The sequence below is a fragment of the Chryseolinea sp. H1M3-3 genome (assembly GCF_029360725.1).
Classification (GTDB): Bacteria; Bacteroidota; Bacteroidia; order Cytophagales; family Cyclobacteriaceae; genus Chryseolinea.
The window spans coordinates 45,098-69,106 of the sequence record NZ_JARKMY010000014.1; the positions used below are offsets into that span (position 1 = coordinate 45,098).

24 protein-coding genes are annotated in these 24,009 nt (G+C 42.3%); 13 read left to right on the forward strand and 11 right to left on the reverse strand.

The window, feature by feature from the left end; genetic code table 11:
- Positions 1-35 precede the first annotated feature (35 nt).
- The gene (locus P2W71_RS21405) at positions 36-476 is read right to left on the reverse strand and encodes an SRPBCC domain-containing protein (protein ID WP_276373402.1); all 441 of its coding nucleotides are present in this window, start codon (positions 474-476) and stop codon (positions 36-38) included.
- A gap of 19 nt (positions 477-495) precedes the next feature.
- Positions 496-819: a metalloregulator ArsR/SmtB family transcription factor gene (locus tag P2W71_RS21410; RefSeq protein ID WP_276373403.1), complete on the reverse strand. Its 324-nt coding sequence runs from the start codon at positions 817-819 to the stop codon at positions 496-498.
- 218 nt (positions 820-1,037) lie between these two features.
- Between P2W71_RS21410 and P2W71_RS21415 the strand changes: the two genes are divergently transcribed.
- Positions 1,038-1,283 carry a hypothetical protein gene (locus tag P2W71_RS21415; protein ID WP_276373404.1) on the forward strand — a complete coding sequence of 82 codons (246 nt, stop codon included), beginning with the start codon at positions 1,038-1,040 and terminating at the stop codon, positions 1,281-1,283.
- A 51-nt stretch (positions 1,284-1,334) separates the two neighbouring features.
- Here P2W71_RS21415 and P2W71_RS21420 read toward each other — a convergent pair whose 3' ends face one another.
- Positions 1,335-2,177 carry an HAD family hydrolase gene (locus P2W71_RS21420; protein WP_276373405.1) on the reverse strand — a complete coding sequence of 281 codons (843 nt, stop codon included), beginning with the start codon at positions 2,175-2,177 and terminating at the stop codon, positions 1,335-1,337.
- 343 nt (positions 2,178-2,520) lie between these two features.
- Here P2W71_RS21420 and P2W71_RS21425 point away from each other — a divergent pair, with 343 nt between their 5' ends.
- The gene (locus P2W71_RS21425; RefSeq protein WP_276373406.1) at positions 2,521-2,853 is read left to right on the forward strand and encodes a hypothetical protein; all 333 of its coding nucleotides are present in this window, start codon (positions 2,521-2,523) and stop codon (positions 2,851-2,853) included.
- Between the two features lie 8 nt (positions 2,854-2,861).
- On the opposite strand, the gene P2W71_RS21430 is transcribed toward P2W71_RS21425, so the two are convergent.
- From P2W71_RS21430 to P2W71_RS21455, 6 genes are all read right to left on the reverse strand, one after another.
- Positions 2,862-3,278 (reverse strand): response regulator, encoded by a 417-nt coding sequence (locus tag P2W71_RS21430; protein WP_276373407.1) that lies wholly within the window; start codon positions 3,276-3,278, stop codon positions 2,862-2,864.
- Between the two features lie 390 nt (positions 3,279-3,668).
- Positions 3,669-7,106 carry an Ig-like domain-containing protein gene (locus P2W71_RS21435; protein ID WP_276373408.1) on the reverse strand — a complete coding sequence of 1,146 codons (3,438 nt, stop codon included), beginning with the start codon at positions 7,104-7,106 and terminating at the stop codon, positions 3,669-3,671.
- Positions 7,107-8,058: 952 nt separating this feature from the next.
- A complete protein-coding gene (locus P2W71_RS21440) occupies positions 8,059-8,304 on the reverse strand; it encodes a hypothetical protein (protein ID WP_276373409.1) in 246 nt (81 codons plus the stop codon).
- Positions 8,305-8,392: 88 nt separating this feature from the next.
- A complete protein-coding gene (locus P2W71_RS21445; RefSeq protein WP_276373410.1) occupies positions 8,393-9,070 on the reverse strand; it encodes a DJ-1/PfpI family protein in 678 nt (225 codons plus the stop codon).
- A 93-nt stretch (positions 9,071-9,163) separates the two neighbouring features.
- On the reverse strand, positions 9,164-9,601 hold the full coding sequence (locus tag P2W71_RS21450; RefSeq protein ID WP_276373411.1) for a hypothetical protein: 438 nt from the start codon (positions 9,599-9,601) through the stop codon (positions 9,164-9,166).
- Positions 9,602-9,937: 336 nt separating this feature from the next.
- A complete protein-coding gene (locus P2W71_RS21455; protein WP_276373412.1) occupies positions 9,938-11,524 on the reverse strand; it encodes a serine hydrolase in 1,587 nt (528 codons plus the stop codon).
- 201 nt (positions 11,525-11,725) lie between these two features.
- On the opposite strand from P2W71_RS21455, the gene P2W71_RS21460 reads away from it, so the two are divergent.
- Complete coding sequence (locus P2W71_RS21460) at positions 11,726-12,985, forward strand: DUF418 domain-containing protein (protein WP_276373413.1); 1,260 nt, start codon at positions 11,726-11,728, stop codon at positions 12,983-12,985.
- A 56-nt stretch (positions 12,986-13,041) separates the two neighbouring features.
- Here the strand turns inward: P2W71_RS21460 and P2W71_RS21465 are convergent, their stop codons facing one another.
- Positions 13,042-13,785: a porin family protein gene (locus tag P2W71_RS21465; protein WP_276373414.1), complete on the reverse strand. Its 744-nt coding sequence runs from the start codon at positions 13,783-13,785 to the stop codon at positions 13,042-13,044.
- A gap of 243 nt (positions 13,786-14,028) precedes the next feature.
- Here P2W71_RS21465 and P2W71_RS21470 point away from each other — a divergent pair, with 243 nt between their 5' ends.
- From P2W71_RS21470 to P2W71_RS21515, 10 genes are all read left to right on the forward strand, one after another.
- Entirely contained in the window at positions 14,029-15,945 is a 1,917-nt protein-coding gene (locus P2W71_RS21470) for an adenylate/guanylate cyclase domain-containing protein (protein WP_276373416.1), read from the forward strand.
- Between the two features lie 92 nt (positions 15,946-16,037).
- The gene (locus tag P2W71_RS21475; protein WP_276373417.1) at positions 16,038-16,388 is read left to right on the forward strand and encodes a hypothetical protein; all 351 of its coding nucleotides are present in this window, start codon (positions 16,038-16,040) and stop codon (positions 16,386-16,388) included.
- A 169-nt stretch (positions 16,389-16,557) separates the two neighbouring features.
- Entirely contained in the window at positions 16,558-16,911 is a 354-nt protein-coding gene (locus P2W71_RS21480; RefSeq protein WP_276373419.1) for a hypothetical protein, read from the forward strand.
- 129 nt (positions 16,912-17,040) lie between these two features.
- Entirely contained in the window at positions 17,041-17,853 is an 813-nt protein-coding gene (locus P2W71_RS21485; RefSeq protein ID WP_276373420.1) for a MotA/TolQ/ExbB proton channel family protein, read from the forward strand.
- A gap of 14 nt (positions 17,854-17,867) precedes the next feature.
- Entirely contained in the window at positions 17,868-18,464 is a 597-nt protein-coding gene (locus tag P2W71_RS21490) for a biopolymer transporter ExbD (protein ID WP_276373421.1), read from the forward strand.
- Between the two features lie 37 nt (positions 18,465-18,501).
- Complete coding sequence (locus tag P2W71_RS21495) at positions 18,502-19,008, forward strand: biopolymer transporter ExbD (RefSeq protein WP_276373422.1); 507 nt, start codon at positions 18,502-18,504, stop codon at positions 19,006-19,008.
- Positions 19,005-19,808, forward strand: a complete 804-nt coding sequence (locus tag P2W71_RS21500; protein WP_276373423.1) for an energy transducer TonB — start codon at positions 19,005-19,007, stop codon at positions 19,806-19,808. Before P2W71_RS21495 ends, P2W71_RS21500 begins: the two co-directional genes overlap by 4 nt.
- The gene (locus P2W71_RS21505; RefSeq protein WP_276373424.1) at positions 19,805-20,008 is read left to right on the forward strand and encodes a hypothetical protein; all 204 of its coding nucleotides are present in this window, start codon (positions 19,805-19,807) and stop codon (positions 20,006-20,008) included. Before P2W71_RS21500 ends, P2W71_RS21505 begins: the two co-directional genes overlap by 4 nt.
- Entirely contained in the window at positions 20,005-20,913 is a 909-nt protein-coding gene (locus tag P2W71_RS21510; RefSeq protein WP_276373425.1) for a substrate-binding domain-containing protein, read from the forward strand. The genes P2W71_RS21505 and P2W71_RS21510 overlap by 4 nt, the downstream gene beginning before the upstream one ends.
- An 89-nt stretch (positions 20,914-21,002) precedes the next feature.
- Positions 21,003-22,613, forward strand: a complete 1,611-nt coding sequence (locus tag P2W71_RS21515) for a tetratricopeptide repeat protein (protein ID WP_276373426.1) — start codon at positions 21,003-21,005, stop codon at positions 22,611-22,613.
- Positions 22,614-22,743: 130 nt separating this feature from the next.
- Here the strand turns inward: P2W71_RS21515 and P2W71_RS21520 are convergent, their stop codons facing one another.
- Positions 22,744-23,994 (reverse strand): glycosyltransferase family 4 protein, encoded by a 1,251-nt coding sequence (locus tag P2W71_RS21520; RefSeq protein WP_276373427.1) that lies wholly within the window; start codon positions 23,992-23,994, stop codon positions 22,744-22,746.
- Positions 23,995-24,009 lie beyond the last annotated feature (15 nt).

Sequence of the window (24,009 nt, forward strand, 5' to 3'; positions counted from 1 at the left end):
CGTACAATAAAATTTCAACATTCAAAACGGCTGCGTTATTTTCCCAAAAAGTCTTTCAGGTTGGTGTTGATAATCTGATCCCAACCCATGACAAAATTTTTCCTTTCCAGTTCAGGATGCGCTTTTGAAAAGTTATCGATACCTTCATGGGTAAGCCTTAACTTGGTTTTACTTCCTTCAGCGAATAGCTCGAACGTTACCACGCTTACCCCTGGATCATGCTCGTACTTCCAGCTGTATGCCAATTTTTTTTTCGGGATCACCTCTTTAATAATACAGATGTGAAGATATTGCCTAGTCTCATCACCGGCATAAAATTGAAATTGGTGGCCCACCTCAGCTTTGAAATGTTTGATATCAAAATACCATTCCTTCATTTTATTTGCATCGGTAAGGGCCTGCCAAACACGGTCAATGCTGGCGTCAAACGTTCTTTCGAGCACGATCGCTTCATTTACAGTTTTCTCGCGTGGCATAGCAGATATATTTAAGTAGTTATTTCCTTTTTGACTTCTTCTCTTTTGTTAAAAAATCATCCAAAGCATCCAGTTTCTTATTCCAGAAAGCTTTGTACGCGTCGGCCCATGCTGCTACTTCTTTAAGCTTGTGGAGTTTTGCTTCACAATAGCGTTCCCTACCCTCCTGGCGAATCGTTATCAACCCACATTCCGTTAAAATCTTGATGTGTTTCGAAATGGCCGGCCTGCTAATCTTGAAGTGATCGGCGACTGCATTCAGGTTTAAGGTGTTGTAGGCAATTAAGCTGATGATTTCGCGGCGCGTTGGATCCGCAATGGCTTGAAAAACATCCCTTCTCATGTAACTCAATTTAATGTAACCAATGAGTTACAAATATAAGAAACCAAACGGTTACGTAAAAAGAATTGCAAAATTTAAGTGGATACTTTCAACAATGGGGATTTGTTGCCACATCTATTAGAAGGATTCATGCCGAAAGAAGCCTGTAACCGTATTGTCATCATTTTTGCACTATGTTGCGCGAAACGTAAATTAACCAATTGACTAAATATTTGATTATGAAAAAGCAAATTGAAAATCTGGATACACATCGTATTAAGTCGTTTGTCTCGGAAAATAAAATGTGGATTGCAGCGCTCGGTGGTATTACGGTAGGGCTGGCAGTAGCAAGCCTTATGGGAAATGAAAAAGCACGTCAGACCCTTCGTTCCATGGGTTCGACATTCGCTGATGCATCGGGAAGACTCGTAAATAACCTGGGAGGTTATAAAGAAATACTTGCTCCGTTGTTATCAAAATCATAAGAAATGTCGGGGCGCGCAAAACGCGCCCCGGTCATTTGTAAGCCGGGGGGGCTACAGCAAATACCTTTGTATGGCGACAGCGACGCCGTCAAGCTTACTATCCAGGGTGATAGCGCTTGCAACAGCCTTAACTTCGTCGCGGGCATTTTCTACTGCAACACCCCATCCTACCGCTTCAAGCATCTCTATATCATTATAATTATCACCAAACGCTATAACCTCGCTGAGATCAATCCGATAGAGATCGTCTAACAATAATCGTAGTGCAGACGCTTTTGAAATAACCTTCGGAGCAATTTCCAGGTAAGTAGATTTAGAGTGATAAACATGGACATCTTCTTTGTAGGCTGAGCGTAATGCTTTCTCTAGCGTCTTAACTTCGGCGGCATCGCCCATAATCATTATTTTATGAGCGCCATTACCGTTGGCATCCCACAACTTGAGTACATCCCTGCCATCTTTCAATACGGGAGACACCTTTGTTATAGTTGCCTCTCTGTTCGTCCATTCATCCACCCGGGGCGCATACCATCTATCCTCATGGTATAAACTGACATGCACGGAAGTCTGACTGGCCAAGTTCAGGATATTAGCTGTAACATCAATTGGAATCATTGCAGAATAAATAACCGTCGCGCGGCCCTTCTCATCGTAGCGAATTACGTATCCACCGTTATAACAAATCAGGGGATGTTGTAAGATATCCAATTGCTGCTGAAGATGTCGCATGGCAGCGGGCATTCGCGAGGACGCTAGGATGATGGGGATAGATTCTTTTATCAGTGCAATAGTTTCAATTGTCTGATTCGATAATTCTCTCCGACTATCCAGTAAGGTACCATCAATATCCGTACAAAGAGCACGTATAGTTAAACCGTTAAGTTTGTTATTCATGTTGGCGGGCAATTTCAAATTCACAAATCAGCAATAAACTTCACTTTAGATATTTCACCATCACCAGAAACCACATTTCCTGGGAGGTTTACCACCGGTTTGTTCTGGTCGAAGAATCTATCAGGAAGCGAAAGTACCAATTGAGGCGTGATCTCACAATTAACTTAAATATTCCATGTCAATTTAATTACACTATTTCGAAAAGCTAATCGCGTCCTACACCTGGTGATCACCGGCTCATAAAAATACAGTGTTTTACGGGATGAATTCGTTCAACCAATCATCCATGGCAATCGTATATTTAAGTTGTTACAACGATACATCTACTACAAACTTTAACGCTATGAAAAAATCAACATTTATTTTCATTCTACTAATAACTTTGATCACGTCTTTAACAGCGCAAGCATTGAAGAAAACAGAAAAAATTGCCGGAGAGCAAGTGCCTGTAGCAATACGCGCCGCTTTTGAAAAAGACTTCGGAAAAATTCCTGAGGAAGGTTATTGGACTGCAAATTTCATAGTGGAAAACGAAGGGAGAAGGTCGATGGCAAAACCATTATCTTACACCTACCACAAGAAAAATAAATCGGAAAAAATAGAAGTCCGCTATACGGCAGACGCAAAACTTGATTATGTCAAGGGTCTTCAAAAGAATGCAAGACCGAACACATGAAAGAAATTCTATGAATGAGCCATATTATATTGAGAGACTACGTCTTGAAGGGCTTCCAGGGTAACCGGCTTTTGTAGATAACTTTTTACCTCCGCAAAAGTCTTGGCACGTGTAATATCTTTTGGATGGTTGGAGGATGTTATAATGTGTATCTCTACATTCTTGGCCAGCTTGTCCCGGATTTTTTGAAATTCCTGAATGAATTCCCAACCATCCATTTCTGGCATATAAATGTCTAACAATATAATATCGGGTAAATGCTCCATCGATGCCTTATGCAAGAGCAAATAATCCACCGCTCCACGAGGGCTATCGTAAATGGTGATAATATCGGCCAGGGCTCCTAATTCAGTTAGCCGCTTTATATAAAATGAGACCATTGGATCATTGTCAATAATCCAAAGATTACCTACTCTAGCTGCCATGGGGAAAAAGGATCAAGGGTAATGGGTTACAGTTTAAGTGTTGAAAACATTACAAACATAGGCAATAATACCAAAAAAAGGATGATAACGATAGGCCACAGGTTAAATGCCCACGGCATTTGATGTAAGGTTAACAATGAAATTTCTTTAAATGAACGCTTTCTTCCATCAATTCTCTTGTAATGAGGTTGGAGGACGTCTGAATTGCAATTTTTTATGATGATTTGGTATGACGCTAATGAAATTTACTTGCTAACAAAGGCGAACCAACATCCGCCCGGGTTACGAACAACGGCAGACATACCCGACACGGTTCATAATAAAAAATCCACAACATCTGTTGCCCGTCAAACAGGCAAAAGATATTGTGGACTTTGAATTTCTCTAAAATTACTGCACCATGATCTTTACAACTTCACGACCTTTTGCAGTACGATACTGAAGCAAATAAATACCCTTTAACAGACCAGCGGTTTGTATTTGTAATTCTGTATCGGTTACCGACATTGTACGTTGCGGAACGCCCCCAATGTCCAATAAAGTAACTTCCCCGGACGCCTCAGGTAAACTCACGTTAAGAACATCACCCGACCTCAAAGGATTGGGATAATATTGCATGGGTTGCGCTATCTCCTCCTCTACTTCCATAGCAGCAATTTCAGGGGCATTTGACCCGCCGCCTGTACCCGTTGCTGTTGAGTACACCTTTATATAGTCGATGATTGCATAAGCACCCGTTGCTGCAGCATTTTTCAAACCTGTTACCCGCATCTTAATGGTATGGGTCCCTTGAGTAAGTACTCCACTGCTGTGAACCATAACAAAGTTTTGACGGGCAGCTGAATAGAGGTCTACGTTAGTTTCGGCGCCATTGTCAATGGATACGCCTACAATGCCGTGGTGTGCAGCCTTAGCCGTATAGAACTCTACCTTGTTTCCTATAAACGTTACTGTAACAAAATCATTTGTGGCATTTGAAAACGACACCGTCTGATTAAGGTATGGATCTGACGAACTCACGCCATGTCCCCAGCCACTTCCTGAAAAATTGAATTGGTTCATCGCGGTACCGCGGTTGCCGTTATCAAAATCTATAGCATTTGAAGGTGCGTTGACAGTAATCGCAGCAGTTCCTGTTTTATCGCCATCGACAGTTTTCACTGTAATGGTGGCCGTGCCGGCGCCAACGCCGGTTACTAGACCATTCGCGTTGACCGTGGCAACATTTGTATTGCTGGATGACCAGGTAACGTTTTGATTCGAAGCGCCAGCTGGTGCTATGGATTTAGTTAATTGGCTTGTTGCGTTTACACTGATTGTAACACTGGCAGGTGAAACACTCACACCCGAAACCGGCGTTGTTGTGCTTCCGGAGTAAACTTTAATATAATCAAGGATGGTATATGCGCCATTGGCTGCTGCATTCTTGTTTCCTGTCACGCGCATCTTAATGGTATGCGTACCTTGAGGTAACACAGCACTTCCATAAACCAGAACAAAATTTTGCCGTGTTGCCGAATATAAGTCCACATTTGTTTCCGGACCATTATCAACCGAAACTGCGACAATGCCATGATGAGATGCTTTCGCTGTATACATTTCAACTTTGGTTCCTGTAAAAGTTACGGTAGCATAGTTGTTAGCTGCATTGGAAAAGGACAACGTTTTATTGAAATATGGGTCAGACGAACTGACGCCGTGAGCCCATCCTGTTCCGGAATAATTAAATTGATTCATGCCAGTCCCTAATGTAGCATTGTCAAGATCGATGGCTGCAATGTCGGCACTTACTGTAACTGATGCAGTAGCTACTTTATTGCCGTCCGCTGTTGTGCAGCTAACTACTGCGGTACCATAGGCTTTCGCCGTTACCACGCCGGTCGCACTAACGGTAGCGACACCATCGCTGTTAGAAGACCAGGTTACATTTTGATTCGTGGCATTGGCAGGGGTTAAAGTTTTAACCAACTGACTTGTTCCGCTTAACGGTAAGATAATAGTTGACGGCGCGATGCTCACGCTGCTGACGGAAACCACCGGAACGTTTACTGAAACGGTCGAGGTAGCTGTCTTTCCGCCATCGGCTGTTCTTACAGTAATCACAGCGCTGCCTGCAGTTGTTCCTGCAGTAACTAATCCGTTTGCATTTACCGTTGCAACGTCGGTGTTACTGGAGGTCCAGGTAACACTTTGATTCGTAGCATTGGAAGGGCTTATCGTCTTTGCCAACTGGCTTGTAGCACCTGAAGACAGTGTGAGCGTAGTTGGCGATACGGATACACCTGTTACAGCCACCGTGGTTACGGTTCCACTACCTAATTCATGGGCGCCGATTTCTGGTGCGGTTCCTGCGAACGCCAAACCTAAATTGATCCCTTTGTCGATCAGCGGGCTGCCAGTTTGTGGCACGAAATACGGGTTAGGCTTTGTGCCCGATTTGGCAACCTTCGGATCACCCGTTAAATTATTTGCGATAGTTCCTGATGTAGTGCCAACGCCAATATTGTTAAGAAAATTGTTGCTTACGTTCAAACCGGAAATGGTAGCTCCATTTTCGGTATACACAACAACGTTGGGCCACCACGAATAACTTGTATTCGAATTAATAATGAGGTTGTTTTTAATGTCAACGTTCGTACTTTGGCCGGCATGCAGGCCGAGGAAATCCATGGTATTGGTTCCCGAGAACTCCACCGAGTTATTGTATATCTTAACATTATTAATACCAGTTTTTTCAGATCTTACAACCTCCCCAGGGTAATAGCTCGCCAAATTATTAAAAGTGTTGTGGTGAATTAACCAGTTCGAAGTATAGGCAGGGCTCCAATTCGCGATCCCATAACGTCCACCATTTATCCAGTTGTGATCGATTTCAGCATCATTCACCGTAAGTTCAATAGCGTAGCCGTTGCCACCCGCGCGGGAAAGCATATCAAAGGTATTATGATGAACCCGCACAGATTGAATGCCGGTAGGAGGCGTCTGAACATTCACGATAGAAAGGTGATTGTCTAAATAGTTGTTGTAAATTTCACAACCTACCAGATACACTTCCCACAATTCAAAAGCAATGTTAGGTGCTGCTCCATTCGCCCATTTTCCATTGGGTGTTACGGATATGCGGCTATCAAAAACTTTCATGTTCGTAATTCTATTTCCTCCCGATCCGAGGGCTTTAATACCATACCCAACATTTTCATCAACATTCAATCGATCAATGGTCATTCCTTCAAGATTAGCAAGTTGTAACGCACCTGACGCCCATCCCGCATTTCCCCATGAACAATTCAGCAACTTCAATTCTTTAATCAATGAATTTTTTGAATCCCAAAGCCACAAGCCGCAGAAGTTTGTGTACTGAACTTTTATATTGTCAACGGTGATGTTATCCCTGTTTTTAATGTAAATACCACCATGCAATTTTTTTCCATCGCCATCCAACGTAAAGTATTTCAGACTTTGACTTCCATTGGTACGACTATCTGATTTAAGATTCATTAAAAACTTATCCAGGGCGAAACCTGGATCGGACGGATTAAAATAAAACGAGCTTGCAGCTTTAATAATTGTCTGGTCAATACCCGATCCCTCAATACTTACTCCCGGGGGCACGTTGAATGGTCCACTTTCCACAAATGTTCCAGCGGAAAGTTTGATAATATGGCCTTGGCTTGCGGGTACTTTCGTAACTGCGTGCCTAAGCGTACGCCAGGGACTCCCGGAACTCCCGTTTCCGGCGTCATTACCAGATGTGCTTACGTAATAGACGGTAGCAAAAGCACATTGAATGCTAACCATCAATAAAACTAGAATAATGATCCTCTTCATAACTTAACTTTTAGGGGTGTTTAACTTTTTTTCGCACGCACAGGGATCTTCACTATGGTGGGACAGGAATGAATTGGATGCAGAATTAGATCAGGGCTTCAGGCTTGACTGAATTTCTTACTCGATATTGCTGGCAGGAAAGAGAGATACTTAAGCGTAGTATAAATTTGTTGGCAATGACATATCAGATGTCGGGCACTAGTCGTTAAACAACAACTTGAGGGATAGATAAAATTTGCGAGGGGTCTTTTAAGTCTGTAAGAACTTTGCCGTCAAATTCGTATTAGTGGCTACTGATTCTCGGAGTAAGTTCTCAAACCTTTCTTTCAATCGAATTACTTCACAAAAGTGATAGGTTTTATTTACGCGTACGCTGAACTATACTTCAAAAAGGTACTTTTCTGCTTTTACTAAAAAAGTTGGGACTAAAGAATGATTTTTGGCAGCAACGATCTTGACGTTTCTGTTCCATACATCGGAATGCTTCACCGAAACGATTCATAACGTAAACCGGAAAGTGACTACGAATGGAAGTTATGACCGATAAAATTACATGGATAAGGGCCGACCGACAGAGAAAGAATTTTCAAAAAGCAGGATTATAGATGATTTATTAAGGTCAGGGATGACCCTGTCAGGAATTAAACACCGTAAAAGTTATCTTGAGATGATTTTTGCAAGCTTGTTTTTACGAAAATTCACGTTGTTTCTTACATGGTCAAAAATATTTTTTTGCGTTGTAATTTTATTAACGCTGAAGCCTGCTATTTGTATTTGCTCAAATGACAGCAGCATTTCAAGACGAATCCGGCCCGTGCGATTCGAAAACCTACCGGCAGAAAAGGCTTAGGGGTGCACCCGGGAAAAGGCAGAGGAGCTCACGTCAAAAGGTCTGCATGGCGATGCCCATTTCAGCAAGTAACCTATTATAGAAACGCCCGGTTTTCCGCGTTTACTTGACTTGTGCCAGGTCAATATTATATTCTCTTACAAGGTTGTTAATGATCACCATGGCGTCGGAGGCACCGAAGTTCTTATTGATCCAGTTAAGGTAATTAATGGCATTTTCAATTTCCTCTACAGTCCAGTTCCGTGAGTCTCCATCCTGATCAGTCTCCCGCAATAGATCCTTAATAAGTGAACTACTTCCGCCCTTGCAAAGCAAGGCTATCAATTGATTAATAAATTGCTGTTCCATAAGAAAGTAGGCTGGTGCCTTTTTAGAGATAACTTCAATAATGCAAATTAGTTTAGACCCGAAGCTGGAATGCAAAAGCATTCCGTAGCTACGAATTTTGAAGGATGTAATTCTCAATTTCTTCCAACCGCTTCCGTTGCGTTTCTACTCGCTCGTCCATTACCATTTTTATAACAGACTTCTCAGCAACATCCGGATGCCCCGAATTAAATGGTGGTTCAGGATTATATTCCATTAAGAGTTGAATAGTTTTTGCGCATTGTTCCCCACACAGAATACTTGCCAAGGTCAACCCAAAATCGATTCCAGACGTCACTCCCCCACCCGTTACCCTGTTCCTATCAATGACAACGCGTGCACCGGCGGTTTCGACGTTGAACTTCGCCAACAATTCTATCGATAACCAATGTGTAGTTGCTTTGTAGCCCCGAAGCAGTCCGCAGGCAGCAAGAACAATCGAACCCGTGCAAACTGAAGTTATGTAAGTTGAATTTCCTCTGGATTTAATAAAATCAAGATATTCCTGATCCCGCAAAATGTTTGAGATGCCTCTGCCACCAGGAATAAAAAGGACAGTCAAGGCCTTGGGACAGCTCGCAAATGTTGTATCAGGAATGATCCGAAGTATTCCATCGCTTTGGACCGGTGCCAGCGTTTTTGAAATCAAATGTACCGTTGTATCCGGCATCCGAGAAAACACTTCTAATGGCCCAGTTAAATCGAGCTGCGTCATTCTTTCAAATAATACCATCCCAATTACGATCATCGATTATCAACAGTTTGAAGATGTTGAAAGTAACAAACTTCAGAAAACTATCATAGACTTTTTATGTTCGTATATATTTTGGTGTTTGGCCATTTACTTGATAAATGCAACTTCAGAAGTATAGTCACCATACCTTTCTATTGCTTCTTTTATTTCAATTTGGTTGTTGGTCAACAAGAGTTCCAGGATCTCCAATTTAGCTTCACATACTTGGGCTTTAGCAAGTTTATTGCTGGTATCATGGTTACTGCGCAACGATGTGGCTATTGTTGCAGCCATGGTCGACAACGCTGCGCCGATGCACAGGATCTGCCAGATCGGTAATTGGGGTTGCGTTACAGCTTTAATCCCGTCAATCGCTGCCGAGCCGCCCACTGCCGGTATGCCTGCCAATGCCGTTCCGGCAATTCCACAAATGATAGCTACATTCACTAACAATTTGTTCTTCGGCTCATGTTTAACCACATAGGCATGAACCACATTTCGTTTAGCGACAATTTTTTGTAATAACTCATTCATAAATTTGTTCATTCATTTTTATATGAAGAAATATTTATCCGCTCACAAAAATTTGCTGTCGCGGAGAACTAGTTACTACGTGTTGACGGCGTTTTATGTTTCCTGCATACCTGATTACCGGGATCAGCAGCGGAGTTATTCACGCTTCGATCGCGCCATTAAGAAGAACCAAGGCGATTAACTGTTTTGTAGTAAAGTGTAATGGTCAGTTAAATATCGCAACGACTAAGGAAATCCTGTGGAGGATGATCGACGAAGTCACACGATAACCAATGGGCATCAAATCTGATCATGTTAGGATCACATGTCGTCCTGAAAAGGACAACACCCGATTAATAATCATGTGACTTAAGAAAACATTCCCTTAAGATCTTCCCGTTTCTCTGGTGCGTTAGGATTGTTTTGGGAAATACTGCTGTGAAATTTAACCGTCACACGATTATCATCAAAAATAAAAGTAAGGCCGTTTGTATGTGCTGATTCAAGTAAACGCCACGTCATGAGCAACGTTTTGTCATCTATCCAAGTTGCGCTGCCAGCGATAGCCGTTGTGACTTCCATCCTGGCGGCGACAGGAAAAGGCGTGCCCTTTTTTTCATTTTTCTGTTCCACCCACTTATTCAAGCCACAGGTAATCTGATGTTTACCTTTGTCATCATTTAGTGTAAAAACACAAGTGTTACCCTTCAGATTTAATTGGAAACTTTTTGCTTTAAACTCGTTGGTATCAAGAATAAACTCCTTACCCGAAATTCGTTCGGTGAGAGTCGAAGTCAAATTGTGTTTTGGTGGATCGAGGTGTAAACTATTTAATCGTTGCTGAAGGGCTGATTGTAATTTCGGTTCGGGAGATAGTTTTGTTTTGCTTTTGTCCATGGCTGGCAACAAATGCGTCCAGACAAGATCCATAGATTTTTGCATGGAAAAACTCTCGCTTGTAATGGCAATGACAGCATCATATTCAGGCATTACCATACTGAATTGTCCGAAGGCACCGTCCGCGCGATATCCCCCTGGTCTACACCTCCAGAATTGATATCCATATCCCTGAGCCCAATCGTCCTGATCTTTGGGTTTGTTGGGTTTGCTTGAATTAGAGGCAATTTGCGTACGGGTAGCCTCGTCTACCCATTCTGACGGGAGGATTTGTTTTCCATTCCATTTCCCTTTCTGTAAATAAAGTTGTCCAAATTTCGCAATGTCCTCAGTCTTTATCCGCAAGCCATAACCGCCGGTATTAATTCCGAGGGGATCAGTCTCCCAATCTTCACCTTCAATACCCAACGGAGTAAAAATTCGTGGTCTCAAATATTGGAGCAGTGTTTGACCTGTTACCTTTTGAACGATTGCAGATAGCATATACGTTGCGCCCGTATTGTAAAGAAAAAAGGTTCCGGGTTCCCGCTCAAGTGGAAGGCTTAAAAAAGTTTTCGCCCAGGGATCTGCGGAATTTCGCATGGGCTGTATCGTATCTTTCATATGCCCAGTCGACATAGTCAGTAAATGCCTTATTTTCAGGGAGGCTAACGTTGGGTTAATCTCCTTGGGAAGGTCATTAGGAAAAAAAGAAACGATGCTATCATCTACACCAAAACGTCCTTCACCTACAGCAAGACCAACAGCCGTAGCCGTAAAACTTTTGCTTAACGAATACAAGGTATGCTTGAGGGGTGCAGCATATGGCGCCCACCACCCTTCAGCAATTACATGTCCGTGACGAACAACCATGATGCTATGGAATTCGATGTTGCTTTTTTCTACTTCATCAAGAAAAACACTTAACGCTGCCGAGGATACGCCTTGATCTTCCGGTGTACTTCGGGGCAAATCTTTTTTGTCGACAATGTAGAATGGGTGTCGTGCTGCTGAAATTAAAGCCAATCCTGTAGCACTAAGTCCGACCTGCTTCAAAAATATACGTCTATTTGAAAGCATAAGTATAAATAAATATTGGGTTCAGGTTTCCAAACGACCTCATATTCTACGAGGCCTTAGCAACTAAATTTGGGAAAATGCGTTACACTTCTTCGCAGTTTTTTACGAACGGTATCTGATCCGAGAAGTTGGTGAGGTGTCACATTGCCGGTGACCCATTCTATTCATGAATAATATCTACATCTGAAATAAAAACACGATATGTCGACCTCCTTATCCCTTGATTCTTCTCATTCCAACGCCCGTATTTCTGCCATTGATGCGCTGCGGGGATTTACATTGCTCGGCATCTTTATCACCCACATGATTGAACAATATTATGCGGGACAACCACCAGAAAAATATGCAGGCCAAACTACTGCCACGATCTACGACATGATTGCATCGGGATTCTCATCGGTTCTGATTATGGGTAAGTTCTACGCCATTTTTTCTTTTCTGTTCGGCCTTAGCTTTTATATCCAGCTATCCAAAGCGAAAACCGACCTATCATTTGTACTTAAATTTGTATGGCGCCTGATGATTTTGTTTGCAATTGGGTTCTTGCACCACCTTCATTACCGGGGAGATATCCTCACTATCTATGCGATGCTGGGATTTGTTCTGCTCCTTTCATACCGTCTTCCCGACAAATATCTTCTTGGACTAAGTTTACTACTCATCTTTGACGTTCCTGGAATTATTACTCGGATTGCAGGACTTGTCGGAAATGACCCATCCGTGGCTGCTTTCATGAAGCCAGACCAGTCCAAACTTGTTGCGGCCTATGAAACCCTCAAATCGGGAACATACCTTGAGTATGTAAAAGTTAACTTGGAGAGCTTTAAAATTAAAATGGATTTTCAGGTGTGGTCAGGAAGAATATACATGACCCCCGGGCTTTTTTTGCTTGGACTGTATGCGGGAAGGAAAAAGATGTTTGAGCAAATTGGTTCTCACCTTGCGGCCATGCGGAAAATCAGACGCATTGCTGCTTGGGGCCTGCTTGGAACCATCATCGCCGCAGTTTTATTTTTTGCACTAGCCAATGCGTTAACGGGAGATCTTACCAATGACGCCAACATGTTGGCAGGTTTATCCTTTTTTAATGTATTTAACACTTTCCTGGCCGCTGTTTATGTAACATGGTTTGTGTTGCTGTTTCAAAAGGACAAATGGAAAAGCAGGCTCTTACATTTCTATTCGGCGGGAAGAATGGGTCTCACAACTTATTTAATGCAAAGCTGTTTTGGCATTCTGATATTCTCAACGCTTGGTTTTGGATTGTTAGGCGAACTGGGCGCCGCGACTTGCTTTGCCTTGGCCATCGTGCTCTTTTTGTTCCAAATGTGGATCAGTAAAGTATGGATGACCTATTTCAATTATGGACCGGTGGAGTGGGTTTGGAGAAGTCTTACGAACTTTAAAATGCAACCTTTAATGAAGTCTCGTGTAGCCAAACCGATGGTGGCACTCGAGTGACAACATAAAAAAACCTGACAAAATTTGTCAGGTTTTCTTACCATCCAATTGTAAATTTATTTACTTCTATGTCCGGCCAAGTTCACTGCCAGATAAATCTGACCCACGGAGTTCTTGGTGTCTCCCAACATTGCTTTGGCGCCCGAACTTCTGGCAATCGTATTCAATCCATAGTTGTAACGCGCACCTAATTGTATATCACCTAAATTAAAACCAATTCCGCCCACTAAACCGTAATCCCAATCATCAAAGTTATCGCGATCAAGCTGAACGAAACCATCTCCTAAGTCGCCATCTGTATCAATATTTGCACCTACCAGGTACGCCCAGTAAGCACCGGCATGTATTTCAGCCGCATTGCCTAACTTAAAGACAGCTAAGATGGGTACGTCGAGATAATTGAGATTGAACTTGGTTTCTTGATCGATCACTCCGAAGGTGGTAGTTACTTTATTTCCTTTGGTTGAATAATTCAACTCAGGCTGAATAGCAAAGCCTTCATTGGCAAAAAGTTGTCCATAGACACCGACGTGAAAACCATACCGTGCGTTGTTGTCTGTTACCTCATCCGTTATAAGATTACTTGCATTTAAACCGCCTTTAAAACCAGCGCGTGCGCGTGGCTGATCGTCGTCTCGATCGTCCGTGTCAGTGTCAATAGTGGTAGTTTCAGTTTGCGTTCTTACTGTTGTCTCAGTCGAAGTTTCATTTTGTGCCTGGGCGTTTATCGTAAAAGCCATAAACGCTGAAACAAGCGCGAGCATTCCAAGTTTTTCTTTCAATAATCTATTCGGTTTCATAGGTATATTTTTTGGTTAAACATTTTTCTTTTCATCAAAGAAACAACATGCCACTTTTGCTAAAAACTACTAGTGGTTGGTGTATAAGCAGCGTCTACGTTGCGCAATGGGCAAATTAGTTGTCAATCAATTTGTTTTCATGATGTGGGATTTTTCCCAGCATAGGAATTGTTGTGAAGTTGTGCTACAACATGTGGACATTTTTCAGCGTTAAATTCATTTTCTTGTTAGTTTTACAAATCAATGCGTCAACTGGTAGCTATCGTTTTTGCGGACATGACAGGGTATACAGCCCTCATGCAAGAAAATGAGCGCCTTGCAAAGTCTAAGCGAAAGCGTTTAAAGGAGGTTCTCGACGCCACCTTGGAAAAATACAACGGCAAAATTTTACAAAATTACGGTGATGGTTCATTAAGCATTTTTCAAAGTGCAATTGATGCGGTGAACTGTGCCATACACATACAACAACAACTCAGGCTGAAGCCAACGGTAGATTTGCGAATAGGTATACACACAGGTGATGTGACAGTAGAAGAAGAAACGATATATGGTGATGGCGTAAACATTGCATCAAGAATCGAATCCTTGGCAGTTTCCGGGAGCATCTTTGTATCCGAAAAAGTGTACGATGAATTAAAAAATCAGCAAGACATCTACACAAGGGAGGTGGGCTTTTTTGAACTAAAAAATGTTAAGCGTCCGATGCGTGTATTCGCGATAGCCAACGAAGGCATTGTCGTGCCCCATCGCAGCGATGTTATCGGAAAGACAACGCTGCCCACGAACCGACTGGCAGTTCTTCCTTTTGTCAACATGAGCGCTGACGCTGAAAATGAATATTTCAGTGACGGCATTACCGAGGAGTTGCTAAACGCTTTAACAAGAGTCGGGGGATTTCAGGTCACGTCGCGAACTTCAGTTTTTGCCTTCAAAGGTAAGCATGACGATATCCGTGATATCGCTACCAAACTCAACGTAGACAAAGTTTTAGAGGGAAGTGTAAGAAAGGTGGGTAACAGGGTGCGCATAACTGCCCAGTTAATCAATGCTGCAGATGGTTACCATTTGTGGAGTGAAAGTTATGACCGAAATCTGACAGACATTTTTGAAGTACAAGATGAAATCAGTGGGATTATTACCAATAAGCTTCGGGAAAACTTTTCCGCGGGCCATCACTCGGGACAACTTGTCAAAACGCCAACTGACAACATAGACGCTTACACAAGCTATCTCAGGGCCTTGCATTACTGGAATAAACTCACGCCTGCCGATACACGAAAAGCAATTGAATGTTTTGAGAGGGCTATCGCCTTAGCACCTGACTATGCGCAGGCGTACGCTATGGCTGCAGGCGCCTACAGTCAGCTGGGATCGATGGGGCAAATGCTTCCGGCCGAAGCATTTGAAATCGTACGTCGTTATGCCGATAAAGCGTTGGAAATAGACGATAGTATTGCCGAGGGATATATTGCGAAAGCAAGCCTGTATCTGTTTTATGAATGGAAATGGGAAGCGTGCTACAATGCCTTGCAAAGGGCCATTAAACTAAACCCAGGCGTTACAACAGCCTATCAGTTGCTGGCATACTACTATATTATTATGGGGCAGAAAGAGGATGCCGTAAAAACGATGGAAAAGGCAGTACAACTTGATCCGCTCTCTCCTATCATGAATCAATTCCTTGGGAACACATATATTTTCGCGGAACAGTATGATGACGCTATTTGTCGGGCTGACGTGTTGCTTGAGATGAATCCAGAAATGCGGGTAGGCATAGAGTTAAAAGGTTGGGCAACCGGGATGAAAGGCGATTGGGAGCAAGCGCTGAAGTTATTTCAAGAAGTCCACCGACTGACAAATCATCCTTTAAAAGGATTGATGGGTGTAGGATATGCTTATGCGATGATTGGCGAACAGAACAAAGCCATGGAATGCATTCAAAAATTAGAACGCCGTCAACGCGAAGATCCTAACACCATAATTGATGGTGACCTTGTAGGAATCTGGTATGCACTGGGAAATATGGATAAAGTCTTTTACCACATCAGTCAGTGTGTCAAAAAACGCACCGCACCTGTAAACTATTTTTTAGAATACCCTGTCTTCAAAGGCCTTGCAAAAGATCCACGTTATGCTGAATTACGGCTAAAAACGAATTAAAAAACTCGTTTTTATATCTCCACATATTATTTTTGTTGTCGTAATCATTTTCAGACAAATTTTGCTTTACCTTTGTGATACATTGATCAAATATGATCAGCAATAGGAAAAAAATCAGAAGCGTTGGTGGGTTGTTGCTTGAAGCATTAATGCTTCTTTTTATCTTCACCTGCTCTGTTTCCAAAACTTGCCATACAGACCGTGATTTGAAAAGAGGTCTGGTTATCAATGCTATTCCCGCCGATCAAATTGCTTTCCGGGATTCGGATTCTTCTTCGGAGATTTTATTAAGTTTTGTTTCTAAAATTCAAGCGAGTGATTTTTACACGTCCGCTGGCGCGGTCGATTTACCTGCTATTGAACTCACCAATGCTGAAGGATTTTCAGTCAATCCATTCCTTTCTAATACTTTCTATACACACATTACAGCAAGCGCCCCTTGATTAGTTGCCATTAGCACCGTCGTTCCGAAGGTGCTGGTAGTCTTTTCGTAACATTTAGCAAAGCATCTCAGCATGCAGCTATAGGTAGTCTCACTACGAAGGAAATGCGAATACGCAACTAACTTTTGATGTAATGAATTTCACTAGAAAAACCATGATTAAAAAGGTCATGGCGAGCTTATCAATTGCGCTGTTTATAGTCGCCATGCTTTCAAGTTATTTCCTTTCAGAGAGAATGGGAATTCAACATAAAAGTATGTCGTGGCGAACCGTGAAAGAACTGTCGATCTCTTCAAATGACTTCTGTTTTTCCCATCAGTTTGCCAATAGTGAATCTATCCAAAACATACAATTATATACCTTGCAAGGCGAAAAGCTTTTGCGATCCTCAATCTTCGATTACGACATCACGCATTTTTTAACATTAACACAAACGTGGTTTGTTCTTTCTCCTTATCGCTTATCCCTTTCGCCGAAATGGTGCCCATCGATACACATTGCCCACCGGAGACTTGTCATTTAAAGGTTTATTTAATAGTGATGTGACTTTCAGGCGATATTAACATTTCAATATTGCCTGCAGACAATTACGGATGATTTCTCATCCGGACGAAATATCATTTTCTTATAAATCTTTAATAATCATTTCAATATGAAAACTTCAACGTCATTATCTGATAATTTAAAATCTGTATTTGCAGCTGTAGTCATACCGATCGAATTGCTGCTCGCGATCGTCATCTATCTTTTTGTCCTGGGGAATCCAGACAACTTTCAAGGAAATGATCCGGCAAATCATCCGCTTCCTGGAAACTACCTGGGCATTGTGTACAAAGGTGGATTTATAGTTCCTATTCTGATTTCACTTCTAATGATGGTTCTAACGTTTGGTATAGAGCGCATACTTACCATTAGCAAAGCCAAGGGAAAAGGAAACATTAAAAATTTCATACAAAAAATCAGAACACTCCTTTCCACGAACAATGTAAGCCAAGCCATAACCGAATGCGACCAGCAAAAAGGATCGGTAGCAAATGTCGTCAAGGCCGGACTTACGAAATACGGTGAACTCTCAAAACACAACGGCATTGAATCGGACAAGAAGGTGCTCTTGATTCAAAAAGACATTGAAGAGACTACACAACTAGAGATGCCAATGCTCGAAAAAAACCTGGTCATAATTGCCACGATTGCATCCATTGCCACACTGTTGGGATTATTAGGAACGGTATTGGGTATGATTAAAGCCTTCGCCGCCCTCGCAACGGCAGGGGCACCCGATGCAGTTGCATTAGCAAACGGCATTTCCGAGGCCCTGATCAATACAGCGCTGGGCATTGGCACATCTGCAATTGCTATCATTCTATACAACTACTTTACAAGTAAAATTGATGCGCTAACGTATGGAATAGACGAAGCAAGCTATAGCATCATTCAGAATTTTACCGCCCATTCCAAAAATTAATTTAGTATGAGGTTATGGGAAAAGTAAAAGTAAACAGAAGCTCGACTTCTATTGATATGACGCCTATGGTCGACCTGGCCTTTCTGCTGGTAACATTTTTTATGCTTACCACAAAATTTGCCCCGGAAGAACCACTGGCTGTCGATATGCCAACGTCAGTGTCAGAGATAAAACTTCCCGATACAGACATCCTTACTATTTCGGTATCGAAAGAAGGTATCGTGTTTTTCAATATGGATGGGAAATACAACCGGGAAGAATTACTGACCAAGATGGGCGAAAAGTATGGGGTTGAATTTACACCACAAGAAGTACATGCATTTTCACTGCTTTCAAGTCTTGGAGTTCCTGTTGGAAACCTTAAACAATTTTTGAACCTCGAACCTGAGGCAAGAAAAATGACCAAACAACCGGGAATTCCGTGCGACTCGTTAAACAATGAACTCGCTGACTGGGTAATTTATTCCAGGATCACAAATCCTAAAGTGCGTATAGCCATTAAGGGAGATCGAGATGCCTATTACCCTGCGATAAAAAGTGTGCTAACCACGCTCATCGACAAAAAGGTAAATCGCTTTAATCTCATCACCAACATGGAAAAGGGCTCATGATAAGCAACGTGATTATCACCACAAAAATACTATTGAAATGGCAGAGATAAGCAGTCAAGGTGGCGGCAAAAATGGTAAAGTAAGGAGTAAAAAAACATCTACCCGGATCGACATGACGCCAATGGTAGACTTAGCATTCCTTTTACTAACTTTTTTTGTAATGACTACCACATTGAATAAACCTCAGACCATGGAGATTACCATGCCTGAGAAGCCTAAACAAGAAGATCAACAACCTATGGTTAATGAAAAACGTGTGCTCACGCTTGTTCTGGGAGAAAATGACAAGATATACTGGTACCTCGGTATTACAGACCCGAAGGTAAACGTAACGAACTTCTCTAATGATGGTGTACGTAAAATTCTATTACGCGAAAATGGCCAGATTAAAGATATGGTCGTGCTCATAAAACCGGCTGATGAATCGAAGTACAAAAACGTAGTCGATATACTGGATGAAATGAACATTAGTAATATCGCACGGTATGCTTTGGTGGATATCACCGCTGTGGATAAGGAACTCATCAAAGAATCAAATTTATGAAAACAAAAGAATTGGATTCATCTACATGGGAAGACATTGTCTTTGAAAACCGGAATAAGGCATATGGTGCATATTACCTCCGGAATACGTACAGAAGAAATATCGTGATTGCAGTGGCGATCGCAGTGACAATAATTGCATTTGTTTTGGCTTTTCCTGTCATCTCCGAATTCTTTAAGGATAACACTGATGCTGGGGAAGTTGAATTGAAACAAATCAAGTACAATGAATTGGCGCCTCCACCTCCGATTGATAAAAACACACCGCCGCCGCCGAAGCTCGATGTACCCCCGCCTGTTAAAACAATCATCAAGTTTCTTCCACCCAAAGTCACCGAGAAGGAAATTGTTGAAGAAGAGGAAATGCCTACCATTGAAGAGATCAAACAAAATGATACAGGCGCCGAAACGATGGAGGGTAATGGAGATATTGTTTTTGATGAACCTGTTGAAGAAGTGTTAAAGGAGAAAGGCGATGAAGATGTAATCTTCACCATTGTAGAACAACAAGCTGAATTTCCAGGAGGATTCGAAGCGATGGTAAAATTTCTCGCGAAAAATATGAAGTATCCGGCAGCCGCAAGACGAATGGGCGTTGAAGGATCGGTCTTCGTAAGTTTCGTCATTGACCGCGAAGGGAATATCAGTGATCCACAGGTAATAAAAGGAATCAGTGCAGAATGCGATAAGGAAGCTATTCGTGTGGTACAACTTATGCCACCATGGAAACCAGGCAAACAAAATGGAAAACCCGTACGATGCCGCTTTGTGCTGCCGATAAAGTTTAAGCTGGCAGTATGAAAACATTCGAAGTGATTTTAAAATACCTCGGATTCGCCATGGCCCTTATTTACATGGTTGCAGGTGTTACGGTGCTCTTACAGCCCGGTACACTTTTCAACATACCCAAACCTTATGTGGTGCCAATAGGCATAGCGTTAACAGGGTATGGTTTATTTAGGTCTTACCGGCTGTACCAAAAATATTTCAGACAAGTATGAAACAAATCATAATTGGTGCGCTTGGGATCATATTGCTGATGCGATGTGGGGATAAAGACAAACATGGAAATATGTTGGACACCCCAACAAGTGGCGCAATTACTATTACCGTGGACGAATCGCTTAAGCCCCTGATCGACGCTGAGATTAGCGCCTTTGAAGGAATATACCATAACGCCAAAGTCCATGTCGTATATACCAGCGAAAGTGAAGCAATTACCAGATTGCTCAATGACTCCGCGCGATTATCGATCATAACAAGAAAGTTACGTGAAAACGAGAAAGCAAATTTATTGCGCCAAGCCATCGTGCCGAGCCAATTAAAGTTGGCAACTGGAGGGATAGCGCTTATTTGTAACCCGGCATTCAACGATAGCTTGCTGTCGATTGCAAAGTTGAAAGCTCTCCTGTCGGGCGATAAAAATTCCATGTCGGTCACACCGGAAGCGGTTGTGTTCGATCAGCCTAACTCAGGCATCACTCGGTTTCTTACTGATACGTTAAAACTAGTCGGCCCCTTGCCAAATTATTGCTTTGCCGTAAATGGGAATGCCGAAGTCGTCGATTACGTATCTAAAAACCGAAAGGCAATCGGGCTAATCGATATTAGCTGGATAAGTGATCGAGACGACTCCACGGCAAACGAGTTTCTTAAAACAATTAAAGTACTTGCCCTTGCAAACGATTCAGCATTTTATCGCCCCTATCAAGCTTACATGGCTCAAGGACAATATCCGCTACTTCGTGATGTGATGATCGTCAGTCGCGAGGCAAGAACAGGCTTGGCTAGCGGTTTCATGGCCTTTATGGCCAGCGATAAGGGTCAGCGAATTGTTTTAAAATCAGGACTCGTTCCGGCCACGATGCCTATTCGGATTATAGAAGTCAATCATGAACCCTTTTAAAACAGGGAAACAGTCAATGCGAAGCAGTCTCAAATGGCGGCACATTAGACACCTTAATTCACAAATACAAAACGTCAAAAATTAATTAAATGAAAAAAAATATAATCGACCTCCTAAGCAGACTATGGTTCCCGATTTTGGTGCTGCTCTGCTGCCTTATACTAAGCATACGATTTGCCACAGGCCAGGATATTGAATTGAAAGACGCCAAAAGATTGGTAGAAGTAGACCAGCAAAAAAAAGCAATTTCATTGTTGAATGCGGCAATCGAAAAATATCCACTTAATGCTCAAGTATGGTTCCACCATGGAATGGTGCATCTAAAAAATAAAAACGTCGATGTAGCAACAAAGTCTTTCGACAAAGGAATTCAACTCGACGAGAAAGAACCCTTGAATTACATAGGGCGAGGATCAATCAGCCTTGCTGAAAACAACATCCAAAAAGCGGAAATAGATTTCACCAGGGCACAATCGCCTTCCAAGGGAAAAAATACTTCCGTTCTAAAAGTTCTGGGAGAAGCATATTTGCAGCACGCAAAGCTCCATGAAAAAGCTTTGGAAGTGTTATTGAAAGCAAAGGCCATTGACAATCATGATCCGGAAACTTTTTTGCTTTTAGGTGATGCGTACCTTGCCCAGAATAATGGAGGTCTCGCGGTAACAAGTTATGAAAACGCAGCGATGCTGGATTCAAAATCTGCCAGGCCACACTACAAGATTGGTCTTGTCTATTTGCGTTCCCGAAATTTTCCCGGAGCACAGGAAGCATTTGTTAAGGCTATTCAAATTGACCCAGCCTACACGTTAGCTTACAAGGAGCTGGGTGAATTGTACTATCAAATGAAAGATGGTCCTAAGGCAGTTAAGGCGTACGAATCTTATCTTTCCCTTACAGACCAACCTGACGAAGGAAAAGTACGCTATGCTTTTTTTCTATTCATGGCTAAGGATTTCGCGAAGGCGAATTCAATCTTTTCCGCTTTAATAGACAAAGGGTCCACTACCCCAACGATGCTGCGTTTTTATGCTTTCTCACTTTATGAAGCAGGCGATTTGCAACAAAGCCGAAAAATATTCGAGCAATATTTTACATCCGCCGCGACAGAAGAGATCGAGGCGTCCGATTATGCGTATTACGGCAAACTTTTGCTCAAACAAAACCAGGACTCAACAGCCATTGTTGCTTTCGGAAGAAGTCTTTCACTGGACGGAAATCAACCGGAGCTTCTTCAACTACAGGCGGAATCGTATTTCAAAATTAAAAAATATGCCCAGGCAATTGAATCATATGAAAAGTTGATGTCGATAAGGTCTAAGCCGTTATCGCAAGACCTTTATACACTTGGAAGGGCATATTATTTCAATCAAGAATATGATAAGGCGGAAGTCACTTTTCAAAAGTTGGTTGAACTTCAACCCAATATGACAGTAGGATATTTATGGACTGCCCGAACAAAATCTAACCTCGATCCTGAAAGTGAAAAGGGGTTAGCAAAACCATTCTACGAAACACTGATTGAGAAAGCGTTACCTACACCTGAAAAAAATAAGAACGATTTGATGGAGGCTTATTCATATTTAGGATATTATCATTTCCTGAAACAAGAAGCTGCTATTTCAAAGAGTTATTGGAATAAGTTGTTGGAATTAAATCCCAATGACACGAGAGCGAAAGAAGCGTTGAAGGCTTTTCAATAGTAATTGAAATATTAGGAGGCCTTGACAAAGCGAGCCCGCTAAGTACTGAATAAGTTTAAGCGCTTGAGATTGTAGTCAGATGTGAACAACGGTATGATTATGCTTTAGACAACGACGATGCAGGGTATGTTTATTCTTTGTTGAATTGCGTCAAACTATTTACAATGACAGAACCATAATTCTCCCACGTATAGGTTGCAGCATGTTGCTTTGCGTTGATACCCATTTGCGGAATGGCAGATCGATTGTCCAGGAACCATGAGATTTTTTCGGCTATGGCTTGAGGAGATCGGATTGGTACAAGAAAACCTGTTTTGCCTTCTTCCACTAAATCCGACCCACCGGTGTTCTCAGTGATGATGATCGGCAGGCCCTGGCTCATGGCTTCCTGCATCACGAGTGCCCGTCCCTCGACAATAGAGGGAAGACAAAACACATCACATGACCGCATCAATTCGAGCACTTGTTCGTTGGGACGGTTGGCCTCGTATTGAAAGTTCGAAAATTCTTTTTTGTAAAAATCCATCGGAGCCAGCAGAGAACCAAGTACGACGAGTTCAATATTCTTGTTGTTCAGCATTTTGAACGCATCGAAGAGATCTCCTAATCCTTTCCGCTGTCCCATGCTTCCAACGAATAAAACCCGAAGTGGTCGTTCAGCAGAAGGCTTGCGCTCGCGTTGGCTACTGGCTTGCCCTTCAGGAGACCCAAAAGGTGACACCACAATCTTTTTGTTTTTAGCCCATGATGGAAGGGAATTCATAACAAAACTTCCAGGCCCCACAACAACATCTGCGAGTTCCAACTCGCGAGTTTTTCGATTCAATTTTTCTTCCGAATCGGTTATACCCCCACCAAGTGTAATGGCCCAGGAAGGCTTACGTGTCGCCTCTTCAAGTAAAAGCTTCCGACTGGTTTCCCAATAAGCAATTGGCAAATCGTAAATACATTTTAACCCAAGGTTCTTTGCCCGTTTAAAAGTTTCGAAAGCACCGTCTTCATACCCATAAACAGCGTCAAACGGTTGTCTACGAAGTAATGAAGATAATCTTTTCGATACATTTTTATCAAGATCCCGGTATACAGCATCAATACTTGCAAAGCTTTTTTCACTTTGTGTAAATTTCGATAAGCCAAATTTCGGCAAAGCTAACCTAAGCCCTTCCAATATAGGGCGCGTTGTAACTCTGGAGGCAGGAATAGGATATGTCCTACGAAGCAATTCACTTCTTACTCCAGACGGCAATGCTTTTAGCCATGATGATGCGGCATCTACGTGAACCGTTGTATTAAATTCCGCGAGTAAACCGGCCTTATCAAAACTGCTCAGCACAGCCCTCACATTTCTATTGCCTGTAGGATGTGTTACAATAATCTTCATCAATTCGATCTTATG

What these genes read in the sequence shown, in the direction of transcription:
- P2W71_RS21425 (WP_276373406.1), top strand. Translation starts at nt 2,521, where the DNA reads ATGAAAAAATCAACATTTATTTTCATTCTACTAATAACTTTGATCACG.
- P2W71_RS21495 (WP_276373422.1), top strand. Translation starts at nt 18,502, where the DNA reads ATGGCAGAGATAAGCAGTCAAGGTGGCGGCAAAAATGGTAAAGTAAGG.
- P2W71_RS21450 (WP_276373411.1), bottom strand. Translation starts at nt 9,601, where the DNA reads ATGAACAAATTTATGAATGAGTTATTACAAAAAATTGTCGCTAAACGA.
- P2W71_RS21435 (WP_276373408.1), bottom strand. Translation starts at nt 7,106, where the DNA reads ATGAAGAGGATCATTATTCTAGTTTTATTGATGGTTAGCATTCAATGT.
- P2W71_RS21510 (WP_276373425.1), top strand. Translation starts at nt 20,005, where the DNA reads ATGAAACAAATCATAATTGGTGCGCTTGGGATCATATTGCTGATGCGA.
- P2W71_RS21455 (WP_276373412.1), bottom strand. Translation starts at nt 11,524, where the DNA reads ATGCTTTCAAATAGACGTATATTTTTGAAGCAGGTCGGACTTAGTGCT.
- P2W71_RS21480 (WP_276373419.1), top strand. Translation starts at nt 16,558, where the DNA reads ATGGCGAGCTTATCAATTGCGCTGTTTATAGTCGCCATGCTTTCAAGT.
- P2W71_RS21440 (WP_276373409.1), bottom strand. Translation starts at nt 8,304, where the DNA reads ATGGAACAGCAATTTATTAATCAATTGATAGCCTTGCTTTGCAAGGGC.
- P2W71_RS21515 (WP_276373426.1), top strand. Translation starts at nt 21,003, where the DNA reads ATGAAAAAAAATATAATCGACCTCCTAAGCAGACTATGGTTCCCGATT.
- P2W71_RS21460 (WP_276373413.1), top strand. Translation starts at nt 11,726, where the DNA reads ATGTCGACCTCCTTATCCCTTGATTCTTCTCATTCCAACGCCCGTATT.
- P2W71_RS21410 (WP_276373403.1), bottom strand. Translation starts at nt 819, where the DNA reads ATGAGAAGGGATGTTTTTCAAGCCATTGCGGATCCAACGCGCCGCGAA.
- P2W71_RS21475 (WP_276373417.1), top strand. Translation starts at nt 16,038, where the DNA reads ATGATCAGCAATAGGAAAAAAATCAGAAGCGTTGGTGGGTTGTTGCTT.
- P2W71_RS21470 (WP_276373416.1), top strand. Translation starts at nt 14,029, where the DNA reads ATGCGTCAACTGGTAGCTATCGTTTTTGCGGACATGACAGGGTATACA.
- P2W71_RS21430 (WP_276373407.1), bottom strand. Translation starts at nt 3,278, where the DNA reads ATGGCAGCTAGAGTAGGTAATCTTTGGATTATTGACAATGATCCAATG.
- P2W71_RS21405 (WP_276373402.1), bottom strand. Translation starts at nt 476, where the DNA reads ATGCCACGCGAGAAAACTGTAAATGAAGCGATCGTGCTCGAAAGAACG.
- P2W71_RS21520 (WP_276373427.1), bottom strand. Translation starts at nt 23,994, where the DNA reads ATGAAGATTATTGTAACACATCCTACAGGCAATAGAAATGTGAGGGCT.
- P2W71_RS21420 (WP_276373405.1), bottom strand. Translation starts at nt 2,177, where the DNA reads ATGAATAACAAACTTAACGGTTTAACTATACGTGCTCTTTGTACGGAT.
- P2W71_RS21415 (WP_276373404.1), top strand. Translation starts at nt 1,038, where the DNA reads ATGAAAAAGCAAATTGAAAATCTGGATACACATCGTATTAAGTCGTTT.
- P2W71_RS21465 (WP_276373414.1), bottom strand. Translation starts at nt 13,785, where the DNA reads ATGAAACCGAATAGATTATTGAAAGAAAAACTTGGAATGCTCGCGCTT.
- P2W71_RS21445 (WP_276373410.1), bottom strand. Translation starts at nt 9,070, where the DNA reads ATGATCGTAATTGGGATGGTATTATTTGAAAGAATGACGCAGCTCGAT.
- P2W71_RS21490 (WP_276373421.1), top strand. Translation starts at nt 17,868, where the DNA reads ATGGGAAAAGTAAAAGTAAACAGAAGCTCGACTTCTATTGATATGACG.
- P2W71_RS21505 (WP_276373424.1), top strand. Translation starts at nt 19,805, where the DNA reads ATGAAAACATTCGAAGTGATTTTAAAATACCTCGGATTCGCCATGGCC.
- P2W71_RS21485 (WP_276373420.1), top strand. Translation starts at nt 17,041, where the DNA reads ATGAAAACTTCAACGTCATTATCTGATAATTTAAAATCTGTATTTGCA.
- P2W71_RS21500 (WP_276373423.1), top strand. Translation starts at nt 19,005, where the DNA reads ATGAAAACAAAAGAATTGGATTCATCTACATGGGAAGACATTGTCTTT.